General features: G+C 71.6%; 16 protein-coding genes. 9 read left to right on the top strand and 7 right to left on the bottom strand.

Going from position 1 to position 21,798, the window contains the following annotated elements:
• Positions 1 to 94 precede the first annotated feature (94 nt).
• Positions 95 to 1,006: a dihydropteroate synthase gene (gene folP, locus HC031_RS25170; RefSeq protein ID WP_338090828.1), complete on the top strand. Its 912-nt coding sequence runs from the start codon at positions 95 to 97 to the stop codon at positions 1,004 to 1,006.
• A gap of 64 nt (positions 1,007 to 1,070) precedes the next feature.
• On the opposite strand, the gene HC031_RS25165 is transcribed toward folP, so the two are convergent.
• On the bottom strand, positions 1,071 to 1,976 hold the full coding sequence (locus HC031_RS25165; protein WP_167927890.1) for a pyridoxal-phosphate dependent enzyme: 906 nt from the start codon (positions 1,974 to 1,976) through the stop codon (positions 1,071 to 1,073).
• Between the two features lie 88 nt (positions 1,977 to 2,064).
• Here HC031_RS25165 and HC031_RS25160 point away from each other — a divergent pair, with 88 nt between their 5' ends.
• Positions 2,065 to 2,886: a hypothetical protein gene (locus tag HC031_RS25160; protein WP_205863225.1), complete on the top strand. Its 822-nt coding sequence runs from the start codon at positions 2,065 to 2,067 to the stop codon at positions 2,884 to 2,886.
• A 13-nt stretch (positions 2,887 to 2,899) separates the two neighbouring features.
• On the top strand, positions 2,900 to 5,386 hold the full coding sequence (locus HC031_RS25155) for a RodZ family helix-turn-helix domain-containing protein (protein WP_205863224.1): 2,487 nt from the start codon (positions 2,900 to 2,902) through the stop codon (positions 5,384 to 5,386).
• Here HC031_RS25155 and HC031_RS25150 read toward each other — a convergent pair.
• Complete coding sequence (locus HC031_RS25150; RefSeq protein ID WP_167927889.1) at positions 5,383 to 6,342, bottom strand: NAD-dependent epimerase/dehydratase family protein; 960 nt, start codon at positions 6,340 to 6,342, stop codon at positions 5,383 to 5,385. The genes HC031_RS25155 and HC031_RS25150 overlap by 4 nt on opposite strands.
• Before the next feature lie 167 nt (positions 6,343 to 6,509).
• Between HC031_RS25150 and HC031_RS25145 the strand changes: the two genes are divergently transcribed.
• On the top strand, positions 6,510 to 9,710 hold the full coding sequence (locus HC031_RS25145; RefSeq protein ID WP_167927888.1) for a bifunctional diguanylate cyclase/phosphodiesterase: 3,201 nt from the start codon (positions 6,510 to 6,512) through the stop codon (positions 9,708 to 9,710).
• A gap of 32 nt (positions 9,711 to 9,742) precedes the next feature.
• Here the strand turns inward: HC031_RS25145 and HC031_RS25140 are convergent, their stop codons facing one another.
• Positions 9,743 to 11,182: an NAD-dependent epimerase/dehydratase family protein gene (locus HC031_RS25140; protein WP_167927887.1), complete on the bottom strand. Its 1,440-nt coding sequence runs from the start codon at positions 11,180 to 11,182 to the stop codon at positions 9,743 to 9,745.
• Positions 11,183 to 11,505: 323 nt separating this feature from the next.
• A complete protein-coding gene (locus tag HC031_RS25135) occupies positions 11,506 to 12,054 on the bottom strand; it encodes a GNAT family N-acetyltransferase (RefSeq protein ID WP_167927886.1) in 549 nt (182 codons plus the stop codon).
• Between the two features lie 482 nt (positions 12,055 to 12,536).
• On the opposite strand from HC031_RS25135, the gene HC031_RS25130 reads away from it, so the two are divergent.
• Together HC031_RS25130 and HC031_RS25125 are read left to right on the top strand one after the other, a co-directional pair.
• Positions 12,537 to 13,244, top strand: a complete 708-nt coding sequence (locus tag HC031_RS25130) for a hypothetical protein (protein ID WP_205863223.1) — start codon at positions 12,537 to 12,539, stop codon at positions 13,242 to 13,244.
• Between the two features lie 91 nt (positions 13,245 to 13,335).
• The gene (locus HC031_RS25125; protein WP_167927885.1) at positions 13,336 to 14,280 is read left to right on the top strand and encodes a pirin family protein; all 945 of its coding nucleotides are present in this window, start codon (positions 13,336 to 13,338) and stop codon (positions 14,278 to 14,280) included.
• Positions 14,281 to 14,378: 98 nt separating this feature from the next.
• Here the strand turns inward: HC031_RS25125 and HC031_RS25120 are convergent, their stop codons facing one another.
• Positions 14,379 to 15,848 (bottom strand): MFS transporter, encoded by a 1,470-nt coding sequence (locus HC031_RS25120; RefSeq protein ID WP_338090827.1) that lies wholly within the window; start codon positions 15,846 to 15,848, stop codon positions 14,379 to 14,381.
• Positions 15,849 to 16,321: 473 nt separating this feature from the next.
• Positions 16,322 to 16,849: a MarR family transcriptional regulator gene (locus tag HC031_RS25115; protein ID WP_167927884.1), complete on the bottom strand. Its 528-nt coding sequence runs from the start codon at positions 16,847 to 16,849 to the stop codon at positions 16,322 to 16,324.
• 143 nt (positions 16,850 to 16,992) lie between these two features.
• Between HC031_RS25115 and HC031_RS25110 the strand changes: the two genes are divergently transcribed.
• Positions 16,993 to 17,469, top strand: coding sequence for a RidA family protein (locus HC031_RS25110; protein ID WP_338090826.1), 477 nt, complete (start codon positions 16,993 to 16,995; stop codon positions 17,467 to 17,469).
• A gap of 115 nt (positions 17,470 to 17,584) precedes the next feature.
• Positions 17,585 to 18,847, top strand: coding sequence for a serine hydrolase domain-containing protein (locus tag HC031_RS25105; RefSeq protein WP_167927883.1), 1,263 nt, complete (start codon positions 17,585 to 17,587; stop codon positions 18,845 to 18,847).
• Between the two features lie 210 nt (positions 18,848 to 19,057).
• On the opposite strand, the gene HC031_RS25100 is transcribed toward HC031_RS25105, so the two are convergent.
• Positions 19,058 to 19,333: an isoamylase early set domain-containing protein gene (locus tag HC031_RS25100; protein ID WP_167927882.1), complete on the bottom strand. Its 276-nt coding sequence runs from the start codon at positions 19,331 to 19,333 to the stop codon at positions 19,058 to 19,060.
• A gap of 836 nt (positions 19,334 to 20,169) precedes the next feature.
• Here HC031_RS25100 and HC031_RS25095 point away from each other — a divergent pair.
• Positions 20,170 to 21,633 (top strand): alpha-amylase, encoded by a 1,464-nt coding sequence (locus HC031_RS25095; protein ID WP_167927881.1) that lies wholly within the window; start codon positions 20,170 to 20,172, stop codon positions 21,631 to 21,633.
• Positions 21,634 to 21,798 lie beyond the last annotated feature (165 nt).

Here is a 21,798-nt window from a genome sequence, read left to right as displayed (position 1 = left end):
ACGATCATGAGACGTTTTGCCGGTCGCCGGCTGGTACGCTTCGCGGTTGCGAGTGCCCGAGTGACCCGCGCCAGCTGCGAAGAGAGGTTCGGCAGTGGACAGCCCCCGCCCCACGGGCGTCTTCATCCCGGAGTTGATCAGCCCGCGGCGGACCTTCGGTAACCGGACCTTCGACTTCTCCCGCCAGGTGGCGGTCATGGCGATCGTCAACCGGACGCCGGACTCGTTCCACGACCGCGGTCGTACCTTCGCCCTGGACAAGGCGGCCGAGGCGGTCGACACCGCCGTCGCCGACGGCGCCGACTGGGTCGACGTCGGGGGAGTCCCGTTCAGCCCGGACGTACCCCCGGTGGGCGAGGCCGAAGAGGCCGACCGGGTGCTACCGCTGGTGGAGGCGGCCCGCAAGCACCCGGAGCTGATCATCTCCGTCGACACCTACCGGACCGGGGTGGCCCGCCAGGCGATCGAGGCCGGCGCGAACGTGATCAACGATACGTCCGGCCTCCACGACCTCGGCCTGGCCGAGCTGGTGGCGGGCACCGACGCGAGCCTCATCATCACGCACAGCCTCGCGTCGCCCCCTGGTACGCGGGTCGTGCGACCGACCTACGGCGATGTCACCGCCGAGGTGGGCGCCTTCCTCGCCGGCCGCGTCGAGTTGGCGCGACGCCACGGAGTCCCGGCCGACCGGATCGTCATCGATCCCGGCCATGACCTCAACAAGAACACCCACCACTCGCTGGAGCTCACCCGCCGGCTGGCCGAGATCGCCGCGCTCGGCTACCCGACGCTCGCCGCCGTGTCGAACAAGGACTTCATCGGCGAGACCCTCGACGCGCCGCAGGACCGGCGGCTGGAGGGCACGATCGCGGCGCTGGTGACGTGCGTCCTGCAGGGCGCACGCATCGTCCGGGTCCACGACGTCCGGGCGGCGGTGGCGGCCACGACGATGACCGAGGCGATTCTCGGCTGGCGCGAGCCGGCGTACACCCGCCACAACATGTGATCGGCCCGGCGACCTGATCGACTGGAGACCTGATCGACTGGGACCTGATCGCCTGGGGACCTGATCAGCCGGTCACCACGGCCACGACCGTGGAGCCCGGCGGAAACCAGCCGGCTTCGGCGCGCGCGACGATCCCGTACATCATCTTTGCCACGTAGATCCGGTCCAGCACGTCGCCGTGGCGCCGCGCCCAGTCCGCGATGAATGCGTCCAGCTCCGGGGTGCGCTTGGCGTACCCGCCGAAGTGGAAGTCGTACGCCAGCTCCCAGTTTCCCGACACCGACCCGAACGCCGCCCGCTGCAGCCGCGCCACCTCGGCTTCGAGAAACTGCGCGCCTTTGAGCACGCAGAACCCGACGGCGCGGGGCCCGGCAGCGGGGCTGCCCGCGATACCACCCGCGATGCCGCCTGCGATACCACCCGCGATGCCGGCAAGGGTGCCGCCGGTGCCGACGGGGCAACAGATCACGTCGTACGGTTCGGTGATCTCGGCCGGCAGCTCGGCGCAGCCGCGTACCGCAAGCTCGTTGCTGGCGCCCTCGGGCAGCAGGTAGAACTCGCCGAACTCCCGGTGCAACGCGTCGACCACCTCGGCGGAGTGCTTGCGACGGTAGGTGGAGCGGTCGAGGTAGGCCAGCCGCATGCCCCGGCTCGTCGCGTACGCGAGGCTCGGGTTGAGCGGCAGGTGCTCCTCGCCGCGGATGACGCCGATCGTGTCGAAGCCGAAGTAGTGCCCGGCCGCGGCGGTGGCGCGGATGGCGTTGGAGTAGGCGCCGCCGAAGGTCAGGATCGTCGAGTGGCCCTGTTGACGGGCCCGCTCCAGGTTGTACTTCAGCTTGCGCCACTTGTTGCCGGGCAGCTCCGGGTGGATCAGGTCGTCGCGCTTGACCAGCAGCCGTACGTCCCGGCGCGCCAGGCGATCGTCGCGCAGCTGGGTGAGCGGGGACGGTAGCCGAAGCCGCGGCTGCACGGACGCCCCCTTTCCCGCTGCTGCGCTGCGCGATCCCCGCGAAGGGTACGCCGATCTTGGACACGTGGCGGTGCCATAGGCCCGCCACGTGTCCAAGATCTGGGTTCTCGCGGGTGACGACGTTTCCCGGGGCGCGGCGCGGGAATCAATGCCGATGGATCACTTCGTACGGGCCGTCCGGGCCGGATTGGAGCGAGAGATGAACGAAGCCGAGCCGACCCCGCTGTCGCCGGAGGAACTCGCCGCGGAGGCGGCCACGCCGCTGCCGCGCAAGGAGGTCATGTCACTGCTCGATCTCAACGCCGACATCAACGCGGCGCTCGATCTGGCCGCGCCGATCGATCTCGCGGTGGCCGCGAACGCCAACGTGGCGGCACCGATCGAGGCGGCGGTGGGCGCCAACGTGCTGTCCATCGACTCCAAGGTCGGCTCGCTGGCCGACCAGGCCGTGGCAATCCACCAGGACCTGTCCGGTACCTCGGTCGCGCACTCGCCGCAGCACAGCACCATCGACCAGGCGGGCAGTGCCGCCGGCGATGGGACGACCGCCGGCACCAGCACGGACGCCACCCCGACCACGGGTACCCACGCCGGCACTGGCGTCGGCTCGACCGTGGGCTCGACCGTGGGCTCGACCGTGGGCTCGACCGATCCCGCGCAGATGCTCAACGGCAACCTGCTCAACGTCAACGTGAACGCGGCGATCGACGCCAAGCTCGCCGCGCCGGTCGACGGTGCGGTGGCCGCCAACGCCAACGCCGCGGCGCCGATCGACGCGTCCGTCGGCGCGAACATCGCGTCGGTCGGCTCCGAAGCGACCTCGGTGGCGAGCCAGCAGGCCATCATCGATCAGCACCTCGACGGCACCGCGCAGGCCACAGCGGACCAGACGTCCAGCATTCAGCAGTGACGTCACGGCCCCGATGAGTACGTTCACCACTTCCGCATCACCCGCCGCGCCGGAACCGGCTGAGCCGACCGGGGTCGAGCCCACCGGGCCCGAGCCGACCGGGTCCGAGCCGACCGGGGTCGAGCCGACCGGGTCACGCGGGCGCGGCGCGAGCCCGGACGGGCGGCCGGACGCCGTGCCCGTCCGGGCCCGCGGGGTCGAACTGCTCGGCGAGCAGCGCGGCTCGGGGTACCGGCAGGCCCCGGCACTGGTGCGGCGCGCCGACGGGCAGACGATCCAGCTGACCCCGCTGCTGTACCTGGTGCTGGCGGCCGTCGACGGGCGGCGGGACCTGGCCGGGATCGCGGAGATGGTGGGGGGCGAGATCGGGCGACTGGTGAGCCCGGACGACGTCCGCCTGCTCATCGAGTCCAAGCTGCGCCCCTTGGGGCTGCTGCGCTCGGCGGACGGGGCCGAGCCCCGGGTGCGGCCGGTGAATCCGCTGTTGGCGCTGCGACTGCGGTACGTGGTGAGCGATCCGGCGGTGACGCGCCGGATCACCGCGCCGTTCGCCGCGCTGTTCCGCCCGCTGCTCCTCGTACCCGTCGTCGCCGCGTTCGCGGCCGTCGCCGGCTGGCTGCTGTCCACCAAGGGGCTGGCCTCGGCGACCTGGCAGGCGTTCGACAAGCCGGGCCTGTTGCTGCTCGTGGTCGCGGTCAGCATCCTGTCCGCCGGGTTCCACGAGTTCGGCCACGCCGCCGCCTGTCGGTACGGCGGTGCCACCCCGGGGGCGATGGGCGCCGGCATCTACGTCGCCTGGCCCGCGTTCTACACCGACGTCAGCGACAGCTACTCGCTCGGGCGCGCCGGCCGGGTCCGGGTTGACCTGGGTGGGCTCTACTTCAACGCGATCGTCGCGGTCGCTGCGTTCGCGGTCTGGGCGGTGACCGGCTGGGACGCTGTCCTCCTGGTCATCGCGGCGCAGTTGCTGCAGATGGTGCGCCAGTTGGCGCCCTACGTGCGCGCGGACGGGTACCACATCCTCGCCGATCTCACCGGAGTACCGGACCTGTACTCGCGGATCAAGCCCACGCTGCTCGGCCTGCTGCCGAACCGCTGGGGCAGCCCGGAGTCGAGGACGCTCAAGCCGTGGGCGCGGCTGCTCGTGACCCTGTGGGTGCTGACCGTCGTACCGCTGCTGCTGACGACCAGCGCGCTCATGGTGCTGTCCCTGCCGCGGGTCGCCGCGACCGCCTGGGCGAACCTCGTACGACAGTGGCGCACACTGGGCGTCAACCTCGATCACGGTGACGTCGCCGCGGTGGGGCTGCGGCTGGTGTCGATCGTCGCGATCGTGCTTCCGCTGCTCGGCATGTCGCTGATGGTGGTGCGGATGGTACGGCGCGGGTCGCTGCGGGTGTGGCGGGCCACCGAGGGGCGCCCGGTGCGACGCGCCCTCGCCGTTGTGCTCGCGGCGGCCGTGGCGGCGGCGCTGGCGTGGGTGTGGTGGCCGAACGGGGACAGGTACGCGCCCATCCAGCCGCACGAGCGGGGGACGGTGTTCGACGCGCTACCGGCCGCGCACCACACGGTCGGGCTGCGCGACGGTGAGGTGGTCAGCAACCGGACCAGCGTCTGGGCCGCCACGTCCGCGCCACCCACCCGGGAGCACCCGCGCCTGGCGCTGGTGCTGGCACCGCGAGCGGCGAACGGGGACGCGTCCGGGTCGACTCGGGCGACCACTCCGGCCTGGGTGTTCCCCTTCAACCCGCCCGCTCCGCCGGGCGCCGGCGACAACCAGGCGCTCGCCGTCAACACCGAGGACGGCACGACCCGTTACGACGTGGCGTTCGCGCTGGTGTGGGTCACCGATGGGACCGCGCTGAACCGCAACGAGGCGTACGCGCTGGCGAGCTGCCGCGGGTGCCGCACGGTGGCGGTGGCGTTCCAGGTGGTTCTCGTCGTCGGCCAGGCGAACATCGTGGTTCCGCAGAACATCTCGGCGGCCGTCAACTACTCCTGCGTCGAGTGCGTCACCGACGCGCTCGCCCAGCAGCTGGTGCTGACGATCCCGCACGCGCTCAGCGCCGATGCGATGGCGAAGCTGACGGCGCTGTGGCAGCAGATCGAGGCGTTCGCGGCGAACATCGAGACGGTCCCGGTCGCACAGCTCCGGACCGAACTGCAGAAGTACGAGCAGGCCATCCTCGCCGTCGTCCGGGCCGACCTCGGCGCGAACCCGCAGAGCGGCCCCGGTGCGTCGGCGAGCCCGTCGGAGGGTTCGCCCGGCGACACCGGTGGCCGGAACGGGGCCTCGCCGGCACCACCGGACGCGACGGCGACACCGATTCCTGCCCCCGCGCCGAACACTCAACCGGGCCAGGCGCCCTCCGGGTCGTCGAACACCTCCAGGCCGTCCAATACCGATGGGCCGTCCAGCACCGATGCGCCGTCGAATCCGGCGTCCCCGGCGACGGGCACCGGCTCGGCGACCGGCGCTTCGGCTTCCCCACCCGGTTAGGCAGCCGGCGACCGTGACAGCCAGGCGGTCCAGGCGTCCGACAGGATGCGGCGCAGCCCGGAGCGCTCCGGACGCCAGCCGAGCTCGTGGGTGATCCGGCTGTTGTCGGCGACCAGCCGCTGCGGCTCGGGGCTGGGCGGCAGGTGCTCCACGGCGACCGGACGGCCCGCCACCTCCCCGGCCACCCGTACGACCTCCGCCATGCTGCTGCCGATGCCACTGCCCACGTGGTACAGCCGGTGCCGGCCGGGGCGGGCGGCGGCCAGCGCCAGGCGTACGGCCACCGCGACGTCGCGGACGTGGACGAAATCGCGTACGGCCGAGCCGTCGCCGTTCAGTGTGACGTGGGGCAGCTCTCCGGTCAGCGCGCGGAAGACGTTGGGGATGATGCGGGAGGTGTCGGCGTCGACGTAGCCGTCGGTCGCCCCGGCGAGGTTGAAGCACCGCAGCGTCACCGCTCCGATCGACCCGGTCGCGGTGTGCGCGGCGACGAGCTGTTCCGCGCTGAGCTTCGATGCCGCGTACGGGCTCTCCGGACGCGCCGGCACCTCCTCGTGCAGGGCGCCGGCGTGCTGCGAGCCGCACACGGCGTTGGTCGAGGCGAACACGAGCCGCGGCCCCGGCGCCGGCACCCGGTCCCGGACGGCGTCCAGCGCCATCAGGACGTTGAGCGTGCCCCCGACGTTCACGTCGTAGTAGCTCAGCGGGTCGGCGAACGAGTCCCGGACCCTGATGAGGGCGGCGAGATGGCAGACCGCGTCGTAGCCGCCGGCGCTGATGATCTCGCCGATCCGGGCCCGGTCCCGGATGTCGCCCTCGACGAGGCCCGCGCCCTCGGGCGGCCGGGCGCCCGGCCGGCCCCGGGACAGGACGGTGACCTGGTGGCCCGTGGCGAGAAGGTCGGCGGTCACGGCGTGTCCCAGGAATCCGAGTCCTCCGGTGACCAGAATGTGCACATTAGTTCCTTTCCGGACGTGCCATCGCAGCCTGGATCACCGGAGGTGGGGAGTTGCAGGTCCGTTGCCGGGAGGTTCGTGGCGCTTGATGAAAACCCTCAGGGTGTCGGCCGGTCAACCGATGTGGCAGTCCGACGTCCACGTACAGAGCCGGATCGGATTGGTTGATGCCCATCTCTTCTCCCCTGCCGGCTAGCTTCTACGACCGGGCGTTGGCCGCGGTCGGCCAGGCGGTGATCGCCGCCGACCTGGACGGGCGCGTGCTGTACTGGAACGCGTTCGCCGAGCAACTGTACGGATACCGGTCGGCCGAGGCGGTCGGCCGGACGGTGGCCGACCTCATCGTTCCCGCGCACGACCGTTTCGACGCCGCGGACCGCTGGGCGCTGTTGTCGGCCGGCGTGCCCTTCGCCGCCGACCGGGAGGTGCGCGACAAGTCCGGTCGGCTGTTCACCGTGTACGCGACGTCCACCCCGATCGTCGACGAGAACGGCGAGATCGTCGCCGTGCTGGGCGTCTCCTCCGACGTCACCGCCCGCCGGCAGGCCGAGGCGCACGCCCGTCACCTCGCGGCCATCGTCGAGAACTCCGCCGACGCCATCATGGAGGTCGACCTGGATGGCCGCGTCCGCACCGCCAACCGGACGGTCACCGCCATCACCGGGTACGAGTGCGAAGAGCTGATCGGCCGGAGCCCGGACCTGCTGCTCCCCCCGGAGGTCCGCCCCCGGTTCCACGCGGCCCTGACCGCCGTGCGCGAGAGCCGGTCGCCGGTTGCCCTCGCGATCCCGAACGTGTGCAAGGACGGCTCCCTCATCGACATCTCGCTGCGCCTGTCACCGGTGCGCGACGAGACCGGGGAGATCGTGGGGATCAGCAGCGTCGCGCGGGACGTCACGGCCGAGACGCGTACCCGCGAGGAGCTCGCGGCCAGCGAACGCGCGTACCGGTCCCGCTTCGAGCAGGCGCTCGTCCCCCAGGCGGAGCTCTCCCTGTCCGGGCACTACCTCCGCGCCAACGACGCACTGTGTCGGCTGCTCGGCCGGCGGCGCGACGAGATCGAGGGCGCGCCGCTGCACGCGTTCCACCACCCCAGCGACACGGGCGTGGGCGACGAGCGCATCGCGGAGCTACAGCGCGGCGAGGTCGAAGCCGCGAGCTGGGAGCGGGTCTTCATGGCCAGCGACGGCTCGGCCATCCCGATCCTGGCCGATGCCGCGGTGCTCAGGGACGGCCACGGCACGCCGTACGGCCTCGCCACGTTCCTGCACGACCTGCGCGAGCTGCGCGCCGCCGAGCGGGCGCTCACCCATCGGGAGGCGCTGTTCGAGGCGCTGGTCAGGCGCGCCAGCGACGTCGCATTGGTGGTGTCTCCCGACGCGCGGCTGACGTACGTCTCCCCGGCCGCGACCGCCCTGCTCGGCTACGACCCGCACGCGATGACCGGCCGCCTGGCCTGGGACTTCGTCCATGCCGACGACGTCGCCGAGGTCAAACGGGTGCTTCACGATGTCGCCGGCGCGGGCGGCCGGTCCGAGGTGCTCGTGTTCCGGGTACGTCACGCCGACGGCACCTGGCGGTGGATCGAGGATGTCATCACCAACTGCCTGCACGACCCGAACATCGCCGGGCTGGTCTCCAACCTGCGCGACGTCACCGCCCGGCTGGAGGCCGAACGGTCGCTGCGGGAGTCGGAAGCCCGGTACCGGGCCATCGCCGAGACGGCGCAGGAGGGCATCTGGACCATGGACACGACCGGGCGCACCCTGTACGCCAACGACAAGCTGGCGGCGATTCTCGGTGTGCCCCGTGAGGAGATCTACCGGCGGCCGGTGCCGGAGCTGGTCGGCGCGGCGAACGCCCGCATGATCGCCGACCGGATACGCACCCGCGCCGCGCGGGGCGCCGAGGAGTACGAGTTGTCCTACCCGCACCCCGACGGCGGGGCGCGGATGCTGCGGGTGAGCGCCAGTCCGCTGCGTGACGACACCGGCCACGCCGGGTCGCTGGCGATGATCGCCGATGTGACCGGCGCCCGCCGGGCCGAGCGCGAGCTGCAGCGCCGGGCGCTGCGCGACGAGCTGACCGGCCTGGCCAACCGCGCGCTGCTGACCGACCGGCTGGACCGGGCCGTGTCGCGCAGCGCGCGGACCGGCTCGCCGCTCGCCGTCATGATGATCGACCTCGACCAGTTCAAGCTCATCAACGACACCTGGGGCCACGAGGCCGGCGACCAGCTGCTCAAGCGGGTCGCGGAGCGGCTGCTGGCGGTCCTGGGGGCCGAGGACAGCGTCGCCCGGTTCAGCGGCGACGGGTTCGTGGTGGTCTGCGAGGACACCGACCAGCACCGCGCGCGCGAGGTCGCCGATCGGCTCGTGGCGGCGTTTTCGGAGCCGTTCGCGCTGGACGGGCAGCGGCTGCACGTACGCGCGTCCGTCGGCATCGCGGTGTGCCCGCCGCACTCGGCGCCGGACCTGGTCCGGTTCGCCGAGGCCGCCATGTACGACGCCAAGGCGCGCGGCCGCAACCGGGTCCAGCTCTTCGACGGCGCGCTCGCCATGGAGTCCGCCGACCGGCTGGCGCTGAGCAACGACCTGCGTGACGCCCTCGTCGGTGACGAGCTGGTCCTGCACTACCAGCCCGTGATCGACCTGGCCACGGGCCGGGTACGCGGCGTGGAGGCGCTCGCCCGCTGGCACCATCCGGGCCGCGGTTCGGTGTCCCCGGCCAGGTTCGTCGCCGTGGCGGAGGCGACCGGCCTCGCGCCGGCGCTCGACCGGTGGGCGCTCGACCGGGTCCGCCGCGACGCCGCCGCGCTGCGGGCGGCGATGCCCACCCTGCACGTCGCGGTGAACGTGTCCGCGACCCATCTCGGCGATACCGACCTGGAGGAGGCGGTGTTCTCCGCGCTGGGCACCGGGGAGCTTTCGGCCCGGGAACTGCGGCTGGAGGTCACCGAGAGCGCCATGATGGACAACCTCGACCAGGCGCGGGCCGCGCTCGAGCGACTGAAGGCGCACGGCATCGAGGTGGCCATCGACGACTTCGGCACCGGCTACAGCTCGCTGAGCTACCTCAGCCGGCTGCCTGCCTCCACCGTCAAGATCGACCGTAGCTTCGTCGAGCACATCACCGAGGACGCCGACGCACGGGCGATCGTGTCGTCGGTGATCCGGCTGGCCGGCAGATTGCGGCTGACCACGGTCGCCGAAGGCGTGGAGACGCCGGAGCAGCTGGCCATCCTGCGCCGCCTCGGCTGCACCGCGGCGCAGGGCTTCCTGTTCAGCCCGGCGGTCGCGGTGGCCGACCTGCCGGATGTCGTCACCCGCCTGACCGACGAACGCTGGGAGCTCGGTCTGGCCGGCTGACCGCCCCGCACGGGGCGTGCCGGGGCGGTCCGTCAGACCTCCGCGACGGTCGGGGTACGCAGGGGACGGACCACGGGGACAAGGTCCGACCGGCGGTCGGCGGCCCTGTGGTCGGTGGCACTGTGGTCGGTGGCCCTGTCGGCGTGCCGGCGAATCAGGTCGTCGATGCGCCGATGCTCGTCGCTCATCGTGGGTCGGTACTCCTCGGTCAGCCGCGCCATCCGGTCGAGCACGGCGGGCGGGGTGGCCCGTACGCCCGCCACCAGGAGGTCCCAGCCCAGCTCGCCGAGTACCCGCCTGGCCTGCCGGTCCGCGGTGACCCGGCACCACCGTTGCAGCTCGGGAAGCCGGCCCACGACCTCGGGCGCGTCGTACGCGGCGACCGCCGCGCCGTCGATGCCGGCGCAGGCGCTCGCCTCCACCTGATGCGCCTCCATGGCGTTCAGCAGCGGGCTCACGTCACCGGAGAGGGCCGGGTCGTAGAGGCCCGGGTACGGCGCCTCCTCGTACCCCGGTTCGTGGCCGGCGAGGTAGATGGGCGCGATGCGAGGACCGTCGGCGATGACGCCGAGCGCCACGTCGAGCAGGCTCACCGGCCAGCCCAGGTCGCGGATCGCGTACAGCCGGAAGACGTCGTCGGCGGGCGAGAGCGCGGCGGTCAGCAGAAGCTGGGCCGACTCGATCGCCGACTGCGCGTAGAAGACGGTGTCGGGCGCGTGCAGGCGCACCACCTCGCCGGTGTCGCACCAGCGGCGCAGGCGGTCGTGGAGGATGGAGTTGTCGACCACGTGGGTGAATCGCACGCCGGTGCACGTCATGCGGCCACGCCGGGCGGCATCGGCCACCAGCCACTCCCCGACCCGCTTCGAGGCGGTGTACACGCACCGCGAGTACGGTCGTAGCGCCTTGCCGGTGGAGGCGTACACGAACCGGCGGGCGCCGTGCCGTTCGGCTGCCCGGACGACCTGGACGGTGCCGAGGACGTTCGTCTCGACGGTGTACCCGAGGTGCCGCTCGGCCAGGCCGGGATCGCGCTGGGCGGCCAGGTGGAACACGATGTCGGGCCGGTAGCGGGCGAAGAGCCGGTCCAACACGCCCGGCGATCGGACGTCCACGGTGGCGTACTCGACGCCCGGCACCGGCCGCCGGGGCTGCGCGATGTCGGCGCTGACGAAGCGGGCCGGGCACAGCCGCCGAACCTGCCTGAGCAGCGCGGTGCCGATGCAGCCGCAGCCACCGGTGACGAGCACGGTGCGGCCGCGCAGCGCGGCGGCGACCCGCTGTTCGGGGAGCGCGGCCGTGCGCGTGGTGATCGAGCGGTACCGCTGGAGCTCGGCGGCGCCGTCGGGCCGGGCCGCGAGCAGTTCGGTGGTCAGTCCGGCCAGCCGCTGCCGGGTCGGCTCGTCGACCGAGTCCTGGTGCGGTGGCGCCGCCGACCGGATGTCGTCCACTATCGCCGGGAAACCGCGCATGTTCGCCCCCAGAGCCTCGTGTCCACATCAGACAGTGAAGATCGGCGACATTTCGGCCGGGCCGGCGCCTGCCGGCGGTGTCGCGGTGGAGCGGTGGAGCGGTGTGGTGGTGTGGCGGTGGAGCGTGCCGGGCGGTGAGCCCGCGGCCGTCAGGTGCCGCGCTGCCGGCCCGTCCGGGCCGGCGCGCCGGGTGCGGGAGCCGTAGCACCTGTCGTCACGCCACCGCCATGCCCCGAAGGAGGGGAGTGGCGACTAGACCGAGGGGCTCGTTCCGGTGCGACGTTGGAGCTAGTACCGCAGCGGTACGCCGTTGCGGTGCCGGCTCATCCGCCGCTCGGGGGAAGCACCAGCCGCATCGCGGGGTCGCGGGTGCGTTCGAAACCGAGGGAGCGGTACATCGGCTCACCGTCCGTCGAGGCCCGCAGGTCGATCTGGGTGACGCCGCGGTGGGAGAACCAGGCGAGCAGCCGCTGCATGCACGCCCGGGCGTACCCGCGGCGGCGGTGGTCGGGGTCGGTAGCGACGCTGAACACGTAGCCCACCTCACCGGTGGGGTTGGCCGGCGAGGGCAGACGCTGTTCGACGAGGCCGACGACGCAGGCGGCCAGGGACGCCGGCCGGCCCTGGCCGTCGCCGTCCGGTGCGTCGCGGTCCGGGGCGTCGCGGTCCGGGGCGTCGCGGTCCGGGGCGTCCACGACGAAGGCGGCCAGCGCCCCGTCCGGGTCGACCAGCCGTGTGCGCAGGATCTGGACGGCAGTGTCTCGCCAGGGCCCGGGCGCCGGCTCCGTGCCGCCCAGGGAGCTGAGCATGACGGCTCGCAGCCGGACCAGTTCGGGAGCGTCGGGGGGCGTCGCCTGGCGTACTGAGATCACCCGCCGCACGATAGCCGCCGCCGAACCGACCCGGCCACGAACTATCGTCCCGCGTGGCGTCGGCGACTCCGCCACCCGGAGGGCCGTGCCACCCGGAGTGCCCTGCCACCCGGAGGGCCGTGCCACCCGGAGGGCCCTGCCACCCGGAGTGCCCTGCCACCCGGAGGGCCCTGCCACCCGGAGAGGCCCGCCACCCGGAGGGGCCCGCCGATCGCCCGGGCCGCAGCCGGCTCACCCGGCCGCGGCCACCCGGGCGTCCCCGCCGGCTCACCCGTTCCCGTGTGATGGCAGCCGGCCTCGCACGCGTGGCGTGCCCGGGATCTCTTGTTTCACAACCGATGCGGCGTTTTCCGGCGTCGGGATCGGGGAGGGCTGCCGGGCGAGGCTGCCCCTGAATGCCGACCGCGCAGCGCTCCGGATCCTCTCGTCACGCGACGCACGCGCACCACCACGTCTTCAACGGGTACAGACAGGGAGAAGGAATGACCGAAATACAGGCGCGCCACGAGAAGCTGCCGGCACTGTCGAAGACCGGGTTCGTCGTGCTTCGCCCCTTCGCGCAGCAGATCGATCCGGCCGAGTGGGAAAGCCTCGCCTACCTGGACTGGAAGTCCGGTGGGGACACCAACTTCGCGGTGCTCGCCTCCGCCAACGGCGAGGACGACCCGCGCGGTTTCTGGGAGCACGGCAAGCCCGACAAGGACGGCATCTGGACCGCGAACGCCCTGCGCGCACCGACCCTGCGCAAGTGGGTGACGTCGGTGGGCGCCCGTTTCGGCCGGGTCCGCATCATCAAGCTGCAACCGTCCACAAGCGAGGACGAGGTAACGGGTCAGCACATGCACCTCGACGACAACAACCGGCTCAACCCCGAGGGCGAGGGCTGGGTGGTACGCGCTTGGGTGAACCTGACCGACGACCCGGACAGCTACATGATCCTGCGCGAAGACCGCGACGACCCCACCACCGAGCATCGCATTCCGCTGCCCCTGGGCGCCCAGTTCGTCGTCGACACCGAGCGGCTCTGGCACGCGGTCTACCACACGGGGTCGGCTCCCCGGTACGCGATGATCGCCAGCTTCGAGTCGGGCCCCGCGCTCCAGGCGTGGATGGACGCCAACTCCGCGGAGCGGCGTCCGGGTCGCCGGTCCGGCACCGCCCGGACGCCCTCGGCCGAAATCGCGGGGTGAGGCGCGGCCCGGTGGGAGCCGTGGCGTCGCGGCTCCCACCGGGCCGGGCCGGCCGCGCCGATGTGCGCCGCCCGGCCGTACAGTCGAGCGCATGACCAACCCGCCGCCCCCCGCGGTCACCGGTGAGCCGACGAGCCTGCTGCTGCCCGGGCACGACGTGCCGCTCGGCCGCTACACGACGGTCCGCCGGCTGCTACCGCAGCGAACGCGTCGCATGGTCGGCGCGTGGTGCTTCGTCGACCACTTCGGTCCCGACGACGTCGCGGGCCGGCCGGGGATGCGGGTCCCGCCGCACCCGCACACCGGCCTGCAGACGGTCAGCTGGCTGGTCGAGGGGGAGATCCTGCACCGCGACAGCCTCGGTAACCGGCAGTCGATCGTCCCCGGCCAGGTGAACCTGATGACGGCCGGCCACGGCATCGCGCACTCCGAAGAGTCGCCCTCCGCGCATCCGCCGGCGATGCATGGACTGCAGCTGTGGATCGCGATGCCCGACGCGGCGCGCCACGGGCCGGCGCGCTTCGAGCATCACCCGAGCGTGCCTGTACTGCGGGACGGTGCCGCCGAGATCACCGTCGTGGTCGGCGACCTCGCGGGCGCGCGCTCGCCGGCACTGGTGCACACGCCGCTGCTGGGTGCCGAGATCGCCCTGCCGGCCGGTGCCGCCACCCGGCTGCCGCTCCAGCCCGCCTTCGAATACGCGGTGCTCGTGCTGACCGGCATCGCCGAGGTCGACGGCGCGACGCTCACGCCGGGGTCGGTGCTGTACCTCGGCGACGGCCGGTCGGAGCTGGCGATCCGCGGCGGTGGCGCACGGCTGTTCCTGCTCGGCGGCGAACCGTTCGACGAGCCCCTCGTGATGTGGTGGAACTTCGTCGCCCGCAGCCACGACGAGATCGTCGAAGCGCGTGAGGACTGGCGTTCCGGCCGCCGGTTCGGCACTGTCACCGGCTACGACGGTGGTCCGCTGCCGGCGCCGGCCATGCCGACGACGAGGTTGAAACCGCGCGATCGCCACGGCCGTACCTTCGGGTGACGCCGGTCGGGTGGCGCTCACCGTCGGGTGCCGCGGGGCTGGTGGACCGGTCAGCCTGCCGACCGGTCAGCCTGCCGGCCGGTCAGCTTGCCGGCCGGTCAGCCTTCCGTGCGCTGCCCGGCCAGCACCGGCGGGGCAGCCTCGGCGGCCGGCGTCGGCACACCGGCCCGGCCGGCTACGAGGACGCCCAGCAGGGCCAGCGCCTCGGCGATCGCGAAGCCGGACAGGTACGCCGTCCGGGGCGACGACGAGACCCAGGCGGCGAACAGCGTGCCGCCGACCGCGAGCACCGTCGTGGAGAACAGCGAGTCCGACAGCTGTAGGGCCGAGCTGTTGGCACCCTGCTCCGCGGGCGGGGACAGCCGCAGCGTCAGCCCGGCCATCGCCGGGTACGACAGCCCCATGCCGAAGCCGGCGAACGTCCAGCCGACGACGCACACGACGACCGGCACGGCCGGGGCGACGCACGCGGCGGCGGTGACGATGCCGGCGGCGATGAGCACCAGGCCGGTACGGAGGTGGCGGGTGGGTGCGAGCGGCTCACCCCGGCGATCGCGGTACCGGGACCGGTTGTACCGGGAGCCGTGGTACCGGGAGCCGTGGTACCAGGAGCCGAGAAACCAGGACACGCCACCGATTGTCAGCGTCAGCCCGGCCGAGGCTGGCGAGAAGCCGCGCTCCCGGGACAGCAGCAGCGGCAGGAAGACGTCCGCCTGGATGAAGGCCGCCCCGGCGAGACCGCGCAGCAGCACGATGCTGGGTAGGCCGGGTCGCGCGGCGAACGTGCCACGTGGGAGCAGCCGGGGCGCGAACCCGACCAGTCCGGCCAGTGCCACGGCGATCAGTACGAGCGCACCCGGACCGCGCTGCTGGCCGCCCACGTACAACAGCCCCAGGCTCACCGCGGCGCCGACCGCCCACACCATGCGTGCCGTCCGTCCGCGTGGTTCGTCGCCTCCGGCGCGCCCACCCTCGGCGTGGCGGTCGCCGTCGGGTTCGGCCGGCGCGCGCAGTCCGCGCCGTACCAGCAGGACAGCCGGCGCGGTCAGGAGGACGATGCCGAGGAAGACCCACCGCCAACCCGCACGCTCGACGATGAGGCCGGCGAGCGTCGGCCCGGCAACCGACGGCACCACCCACGCCGCCGCGAACGCGGAGAACACGCGGGCGTGCAGGTGCGAAGGGTACGCGCGGCCGACGACCACGTACAGCGCAACCGTGATCAGGCCGCCGCCGAAGCCCTGGGTGACCCGGCCGACGACGAGCAGCCACATGGTCGGCGCCGACCCGGCGATCACCAGGCCGGCGCAGAACGCCGCGACGCCGGTCCAGGTCGGGGCGGCCGGGCCCTTCGCGTCGCTCCAGCCACCGGAGACGACCATCGCGACCACCCCGGCCGCGAGTGCGCCACCGAACGCGAGGGCGTACAGCGGGAGTCCGTGCAGCGCCCGCGCGACGGTCGGCATGGCGGTGGTCACGGCGACGGCCTCGAAGGCGACCAGCGACACCAGCGTGACGATCCCGATGGTGAGCGCGCGGTACGGTGCCGCGAGTGGGCTGCTTTTCACATGTCGCCTCTCTCGACGTCGGATCTATGTCGAGAGTGCAATATCAAGCGGGATTGAGGTCAAGCGGCGCGCGGTGAGCAGGCTGACGCGACGTGACCCGGCGCGGGTGCGTCATTCGCCGACCCGACTCTCCACCACCGTGGTGATCCGGGAGCGCCGGTACGGTGAAGGCGGGCACCGGAGCGGTGCCGGATACTCCATCTCCCGGCGCGCGGTCAGCGGTCACCGCGCCGCTGCCGGCCGGCGGGAGCGTGCGGGTTGCTGATTCCGGCCACGAGGTACGGTTTCGGTCTTGTCCGCACACTTGGTACGGCCGGCGCCGCCCGTCCCTGTCGCCGTCGGCGCGGCGGAGTAGCGCGAGACCGCCCTGGAGCTCCGCTTCTGATCCGGGCCTCGCCTGATCCGGGCCTCGCCTGATCCGGGCCTTGGCCGACTCGGGCCTCACCTGACTCGGGCCTCACCTGACTCGGGCCTCATCTGATCCGCGCGCGCGGCTCGTCGCCGAGCGCGAGCAGCACCTCCCGCAGGGCGTCGATCGCCGCCCTGGCCGTGTCTTCCGGCACCGAGCGCAGGAGCGCCGCCTGGGCGCCGCTCGCCGCGCGTACCGCCATCTCGGCGATCTCTCGTCCGCCGGACGTGAGCCGTACCCACGAGCTCCGGGCGTCGCGGGCGTCGGCCTCCCGCTCGACCAGGCCGATATCCGTCAGGCGACGCAGCAGGTTGCTGGTGCCGCCCGAGGACAGCAGCAGGCGGCTGGTGAGGTCGGTCGGCCGCAGCTGGTACGGCGGGCCTTCCGCGCGCAGAATGGCCAGCACCTCGTACTCGGCCCGGGTCAGACCGAAGCGGCTCAACTGCGCGTTGGTGGCCTCGTCGAGCAGCGCGGTGAGGCGGGCGGCCCGCTTACCCAGCTCCAGTTCCAGGCCGGCCGCCGCCGGAAGTTCGGCACGCCACGCGTCGACCAGTTCGTCGACGGTGTCACGCCCGGAGACGCTCCTATTCACAACTCGACCATATCGGGCGGTGTACCCGTGCGATCACCACTGCGCCCATCACCACAGTTGCGCGTTCGAGGATCCTCGCAATTTCATGCCTGTCACGCGGACTCCCTGTCACGCGGTCTCCCCGTCATGCAGTCTCATGACCGGTGGCTCACGTGATCGGGGCCGAGCGGGACCCCGTGCGCGTGCGCGATGCCGGGCACGGCAAGATCGCACCCATGGCGCACATCGAATTGAGCAGCCCCGCGACGCTGCCCGCGACGAACGGGTACAGCCACGTGGCGAGCATTCCGCCGGGCTGCCGGCTGGTGTGGACCTCGGGTCAGGTGCCGATCGACGCCGACGGCGCGCCGGCCGCAGCCGATTGGGAGGCCCAGACGCGCCTGGCGATGCAGAACGTCGGGCGTGCGCTCGAGGCGGCCGGTGCCACCTGGGACGACGTGTTCAAGTTGACGATCTTCGTCGTCGACACCTCGGCGCTGGGCACCGTCCGTGCCGTACGCGACCAGTTCGTCAACACCACGCGGCCGCCGACGAGTTCGCTCGTGCAGGTGGCAGGCCTTTTCCGGCCCGACATGCTCATCGAGATCGAAGCCGTCGCGGCCGTGGCCGCCTCCAGCTAGCGACAGCACGCTTCGAGCTGGCGACAGTACGCCTCGAGCTGGCGACACGCGGTGCGCCCGACCCGCTCGGTGGAGCACGCCTGGCACCGGTTTCGCGCCGCAATAGGCTTTCGGGATGGAACGCAGCGTCGCGCCCCTGCCCGCTACCGCGATCGAGCGCACCGCTGACCCCGACCGGCTCGGCTTCGATTCGAATCGGCTGGAGCGCATCGACCGCCATTTCGCCCGGTACGTCGATTCCGGCAAGCTGGCCGGCTGGCAGATCGTGGTGACCCGGCGCGGCGCGGTCGTGCACGCGTCGACCTGCGGGTACCGCAAGCGGGAGGAGCAGATCCCGGTCGAGCCCGACACGCTGTGGCGTATCTATTCGATGACCAAACCGATCACCTCGGTCGCGGCGATGATGCTGTGGGAGACCGGGCTGTTCGAGCTCACCGACGAGATCAGCCGGTGGCTGCCGGAGTTCGCCGATGTGCGGGTCTACGACAAGGGTTCGGCGCTGCGCCCGTACACGGTGCCGGCGACGGAACCGATCCGGGTGTGGCACCTGCTCACCCACACCTCGGGGCTGACGTACGGCTTCATGAACAACTCGGTGGTGGACCGGCTCTACCGCGATGAGGGCTACGACCTGTACCCGCCGGAGAACGTCAACCTGCCCGACGCGTGTGAGGTCTGGGCCCGGCTACCGCTGCTGTTCGATCCCGGCACCGCCTGGGGTTACTCGGTCGCCACCGACGTCCTCGGCCGGCTCATCGAGGTGGTCAGCGGGTTCAGCCTGGACACCTTCTTCGATGAGCGCATCCTCGAGCCGCTGGGCATGACCGATACCCGCTGGTGGGTGGCGGGCGACGACGTGGAGCGGCTGGCCGGGCTGTACTCACCGCACCCGATCGACGGCCATGCGACGCACGCTGACGATCTCGGTCGGCTGGCGCTGCGGAAGCCGGCGCTGCTGTCCGGCGGTTCCGGGCTGATCTCGACGGCAGCCGACTACCACCGGTTCAGCCAGATGCTGCTGCGCGGCGGAGAGCTGGCCGGCGTACGGCTGCTCAGCCCCCGTACCGTCCGCTTCATGACCCGCAACCACCTTCCGCACGGGCACGATCTCGGGGAACTGTCGACCGGCGGCTTCGCCGAGACCACGCTCGACGGCATGGGCTTCGGGCTCGGCTTCGCGGTCGTCGAGGACCCGATCCCGAGCCGGGTACCCAGTAGCGTGGGGGAGTACTACTGGGGCGGCATGGCGAGCACCGCGTTCTGGGTCGACCCGGTCGAGGAGCTGACCGCGCTGCTGTTCACCCAGTTGATCCCGTCGAGCACGTACCCGCTGCGCTCGCAGCTTCGACAACTGGTCTACTCGGCGCTCATCGAGTGACCGGCGCCTGTCGGGCGGCGCCCGTCGGGAACCATGCACCGGTTCCAGTCTCGACCGTCAACCGGCTTCTTTCCCGACTCCGCCGGTGGTTGCTCCCTCGGCGCAGGTTCAGCCGGCGCGATGCCGCCCGCAAGCTGGCCGACCGTACGGGCACGCTGAGGTGATTCGATCCGGGCGGAGCCAGGCCCCCGATCCTGGAGTTCGGTGACCCTAGAGTTCGATGACGGACGCGCTGTCCTCGACCCGGTCGGCGCTCTGGTCATCGAGCCAGACGTCGCCGGTTGCGAGGTAGCGAAACCGGTACTCGCCGGGCCCGAGCGTCACCGACACGCTACGCGTGCCGTTGCGCCGGGCGACGAGCTGGTGCCGGCCGGGCGTCCAGTCGTTGAAGGTGCCGACCACGCTCACGTCGCCGGCCGGCTCGTCCGCCGGCAGGGTGAAGGTGACGCGGGTCTTCCCGCCGAACAGACGGGAGCGCTTGATCATTGTCGATCTCCTTCGAGAGGGGGAGTATCCAGCATTGCGCGGCTGGCGTTGGGGGATTGGCCGCGACACGCCGTTAAGACTACGACACAGCGCTCGAGAACCGACATCTTGGGAGCGGTCGGGAGGGATCGGGCGACCTCCTGGCTGCGATCGCGTCCGGACAGGTGTCGTCGCCGTGTGTCGACACCTCTCGCGCGCCGAATATCTGCCATACGTCAATATCTAACGTCGCCCACCCGTGAGGGCTACGGCTCCTGGCGGCTACGGCAGGCGCGGTACGTCACACCCGATACCAGTGGGCGTACCGGTGGCCGGTCGCTCGCGGCCGGGCGCTCGTCGACCAGCGGGTCGGGAGCGTGGGGTTCCCGGACATACCGGCTTCTGCTGCCGGGTACGCCGGCCAGCAGTTGCGGCACGGCGAGCGGTAGGGGCAGCGTCAGCCGCGGGCTCCACGATCCGGCGGCGCCGGATCGACGGCCCCTGGTCGGTCGTGGTCGGCTGTGCCGTCGCTCCGTGTGCCGTCGCTCCGTGTGCCGTGCCTCCGTGTGCCGTCGCTCCAGCGTGATCGATTACCTCGGGTGCGTTCAGTAGTCCCGCCGTACGTCAGAGCCGGGCGGTCGTGACCATGTCTGCTGTCGGTGACGGGTGCCTGTCGGACCGGCGCTGACCTCGGCTTACCCTCGCCGGTCACCTCCCCGCACCCTCGCTGCAATGTAGATTCCCATCAATCTATTGACACCCTTGAAAGTTCTTTCTAACTTTGCGTCAACGTTGCGGTCATGTTTCCGGCCGCGCCCGGCGTTTCTCCTCATTCGTGTCGCCTCTCGGGAGGTCCGATGCATCGCCGCCGGTCGCCCTCAGGGCTCCTCACCGTCCTCGTCCTGGCCGCGTTCGCCGCGGTCACCGTGTTCACGGCGGTCGGTCCGACCGCCCCGCCCGCAGCTGCCTCGCTGACAGGCAGCAAGAAGGTCATCGCGGATCTGTTCGAGTGGAACTGGAACTCGGTGGCGAACGAGTGTCAGAGCTTCCTCGGCCCCCGTGGCTACGGATACGTGCAGGTATCGCCGCCGCAGGAGCACGTGCGGGGGCAGCAGTGGTGGGTGGCGTACCAACCGGTGAGCTACCGGATCGAGTCCCGCAAGGGTAACCGGGCGGAGTTCCAGTCGATGGTCAACGCCTGCCATGGCGCCGGCGTCAAGATCATCATCGACGCGGTCATCAACCACATGTCCGGCCAGGAAACCGCTGGTTTCGGCTGGGCCGGCGGCTCCTACAGCCACTACAGCTACACCAACATCTACCAGTACCAGGACTTCCACCACTGCGGCCGCAACGGCAACGACGACATCGTCAACTACCAGGACCGGTACGAGATCCAGAACTGCGAACTGGTCAACCTGGCCGATCTCGCCACCGAATCCGAGTACGTGCGCGGCCGGATCGCCGGCTACCTCAACGACCTACTGTCGCTCGGAGTCGACGGGTTCCGCATCGACGCGGCCAAGCACATCCCGTCCACGGACATCGCCGCGATCGAGGCGAAGCTGACCCGCTCCGTCTACATTGTCCAGGAGGTCATCTACGGTGCGGGCGAGCCGGTGCAGCCGGGCGAGTACGTCGGCAACGGTGACGTCCACGAGTTCCGCTACGGCCGGGACCTCGGCCGGATCTTCCGCACCGGCAAGCTCTCCTACCTGTCGAGCTTCGGTGAGGCCTGGGGCTACCTGCCCAGCGACAAGGCCAACGTCTTCATTGACAACCACGACACCCAACGGCAGGGCGGCGACATCCTGACGTACAAGGACAACGGCCTGTACGCGCTCGCGAACGCGTTCATGCTGGCCTGGCCGTACGGCTCGCCGACGGTCATGTCCAGCTACGACTTCAGCAACAATGACCAGGGGCCGCCCTCGGACAATATTGGCCGGACCCTCGACACGACGTGCTTCTCCGGTTGGCGCTGTGAGCATCGGTGGCAGGTGATCGCGAATATGGTCGGGTTCCACAACGCGGTCGACGGCACCCCGGTCGTCAACTGGTACGACAACGGCAACAACCAGATCGCTTTCGGCCGGGGCAGTGCCGGGTACCTCACCATCAACAACGAGGGGTACGCCGTGACCGGCCGGCGGTACCACTCCAACCTGCCAGCGGGCCGGTACTGCGATGTCATCCACGGCGACTTCACGGGCGGGTCGTGCACCGGTCCCGTGATCACCGTCGACACCGGCGGCTGGTTCGGCGCCGACGTTCCCGCTCACGATGCGGTGGCGATCCACGCCGGGGCGAAGGTTGGCTAGCCGGTACGAGTGGCCAGGGTCCGTCGGGGTTGGCGGGCGGGCGCAGACGTTCGCCGCTCCGGTCATCATCGACGCTCGCTGCTGTCACTGCCGTCGGTGGTAGCGGTTGCGTCGGGGGCGTTGGGTCGGGTCGATGTATGTGGGTGGGATGAACTCCGGGAGCCG

The sequence above is a fragment of the Planosporangium thailandense genome (genome assembly GCF_011947195.1).
GTDB lineage: Bacteria > Actinomycetota > Actinomycetes > Mycobacteriales > Micromonosporaceae > Planosporangium > Planosporangium thailandense.
The sequence above is the reverse complement of the archived record's forward strand: the minus strand, read 5'-3'. Positions and strand labels throughout refer to the sequence as shown.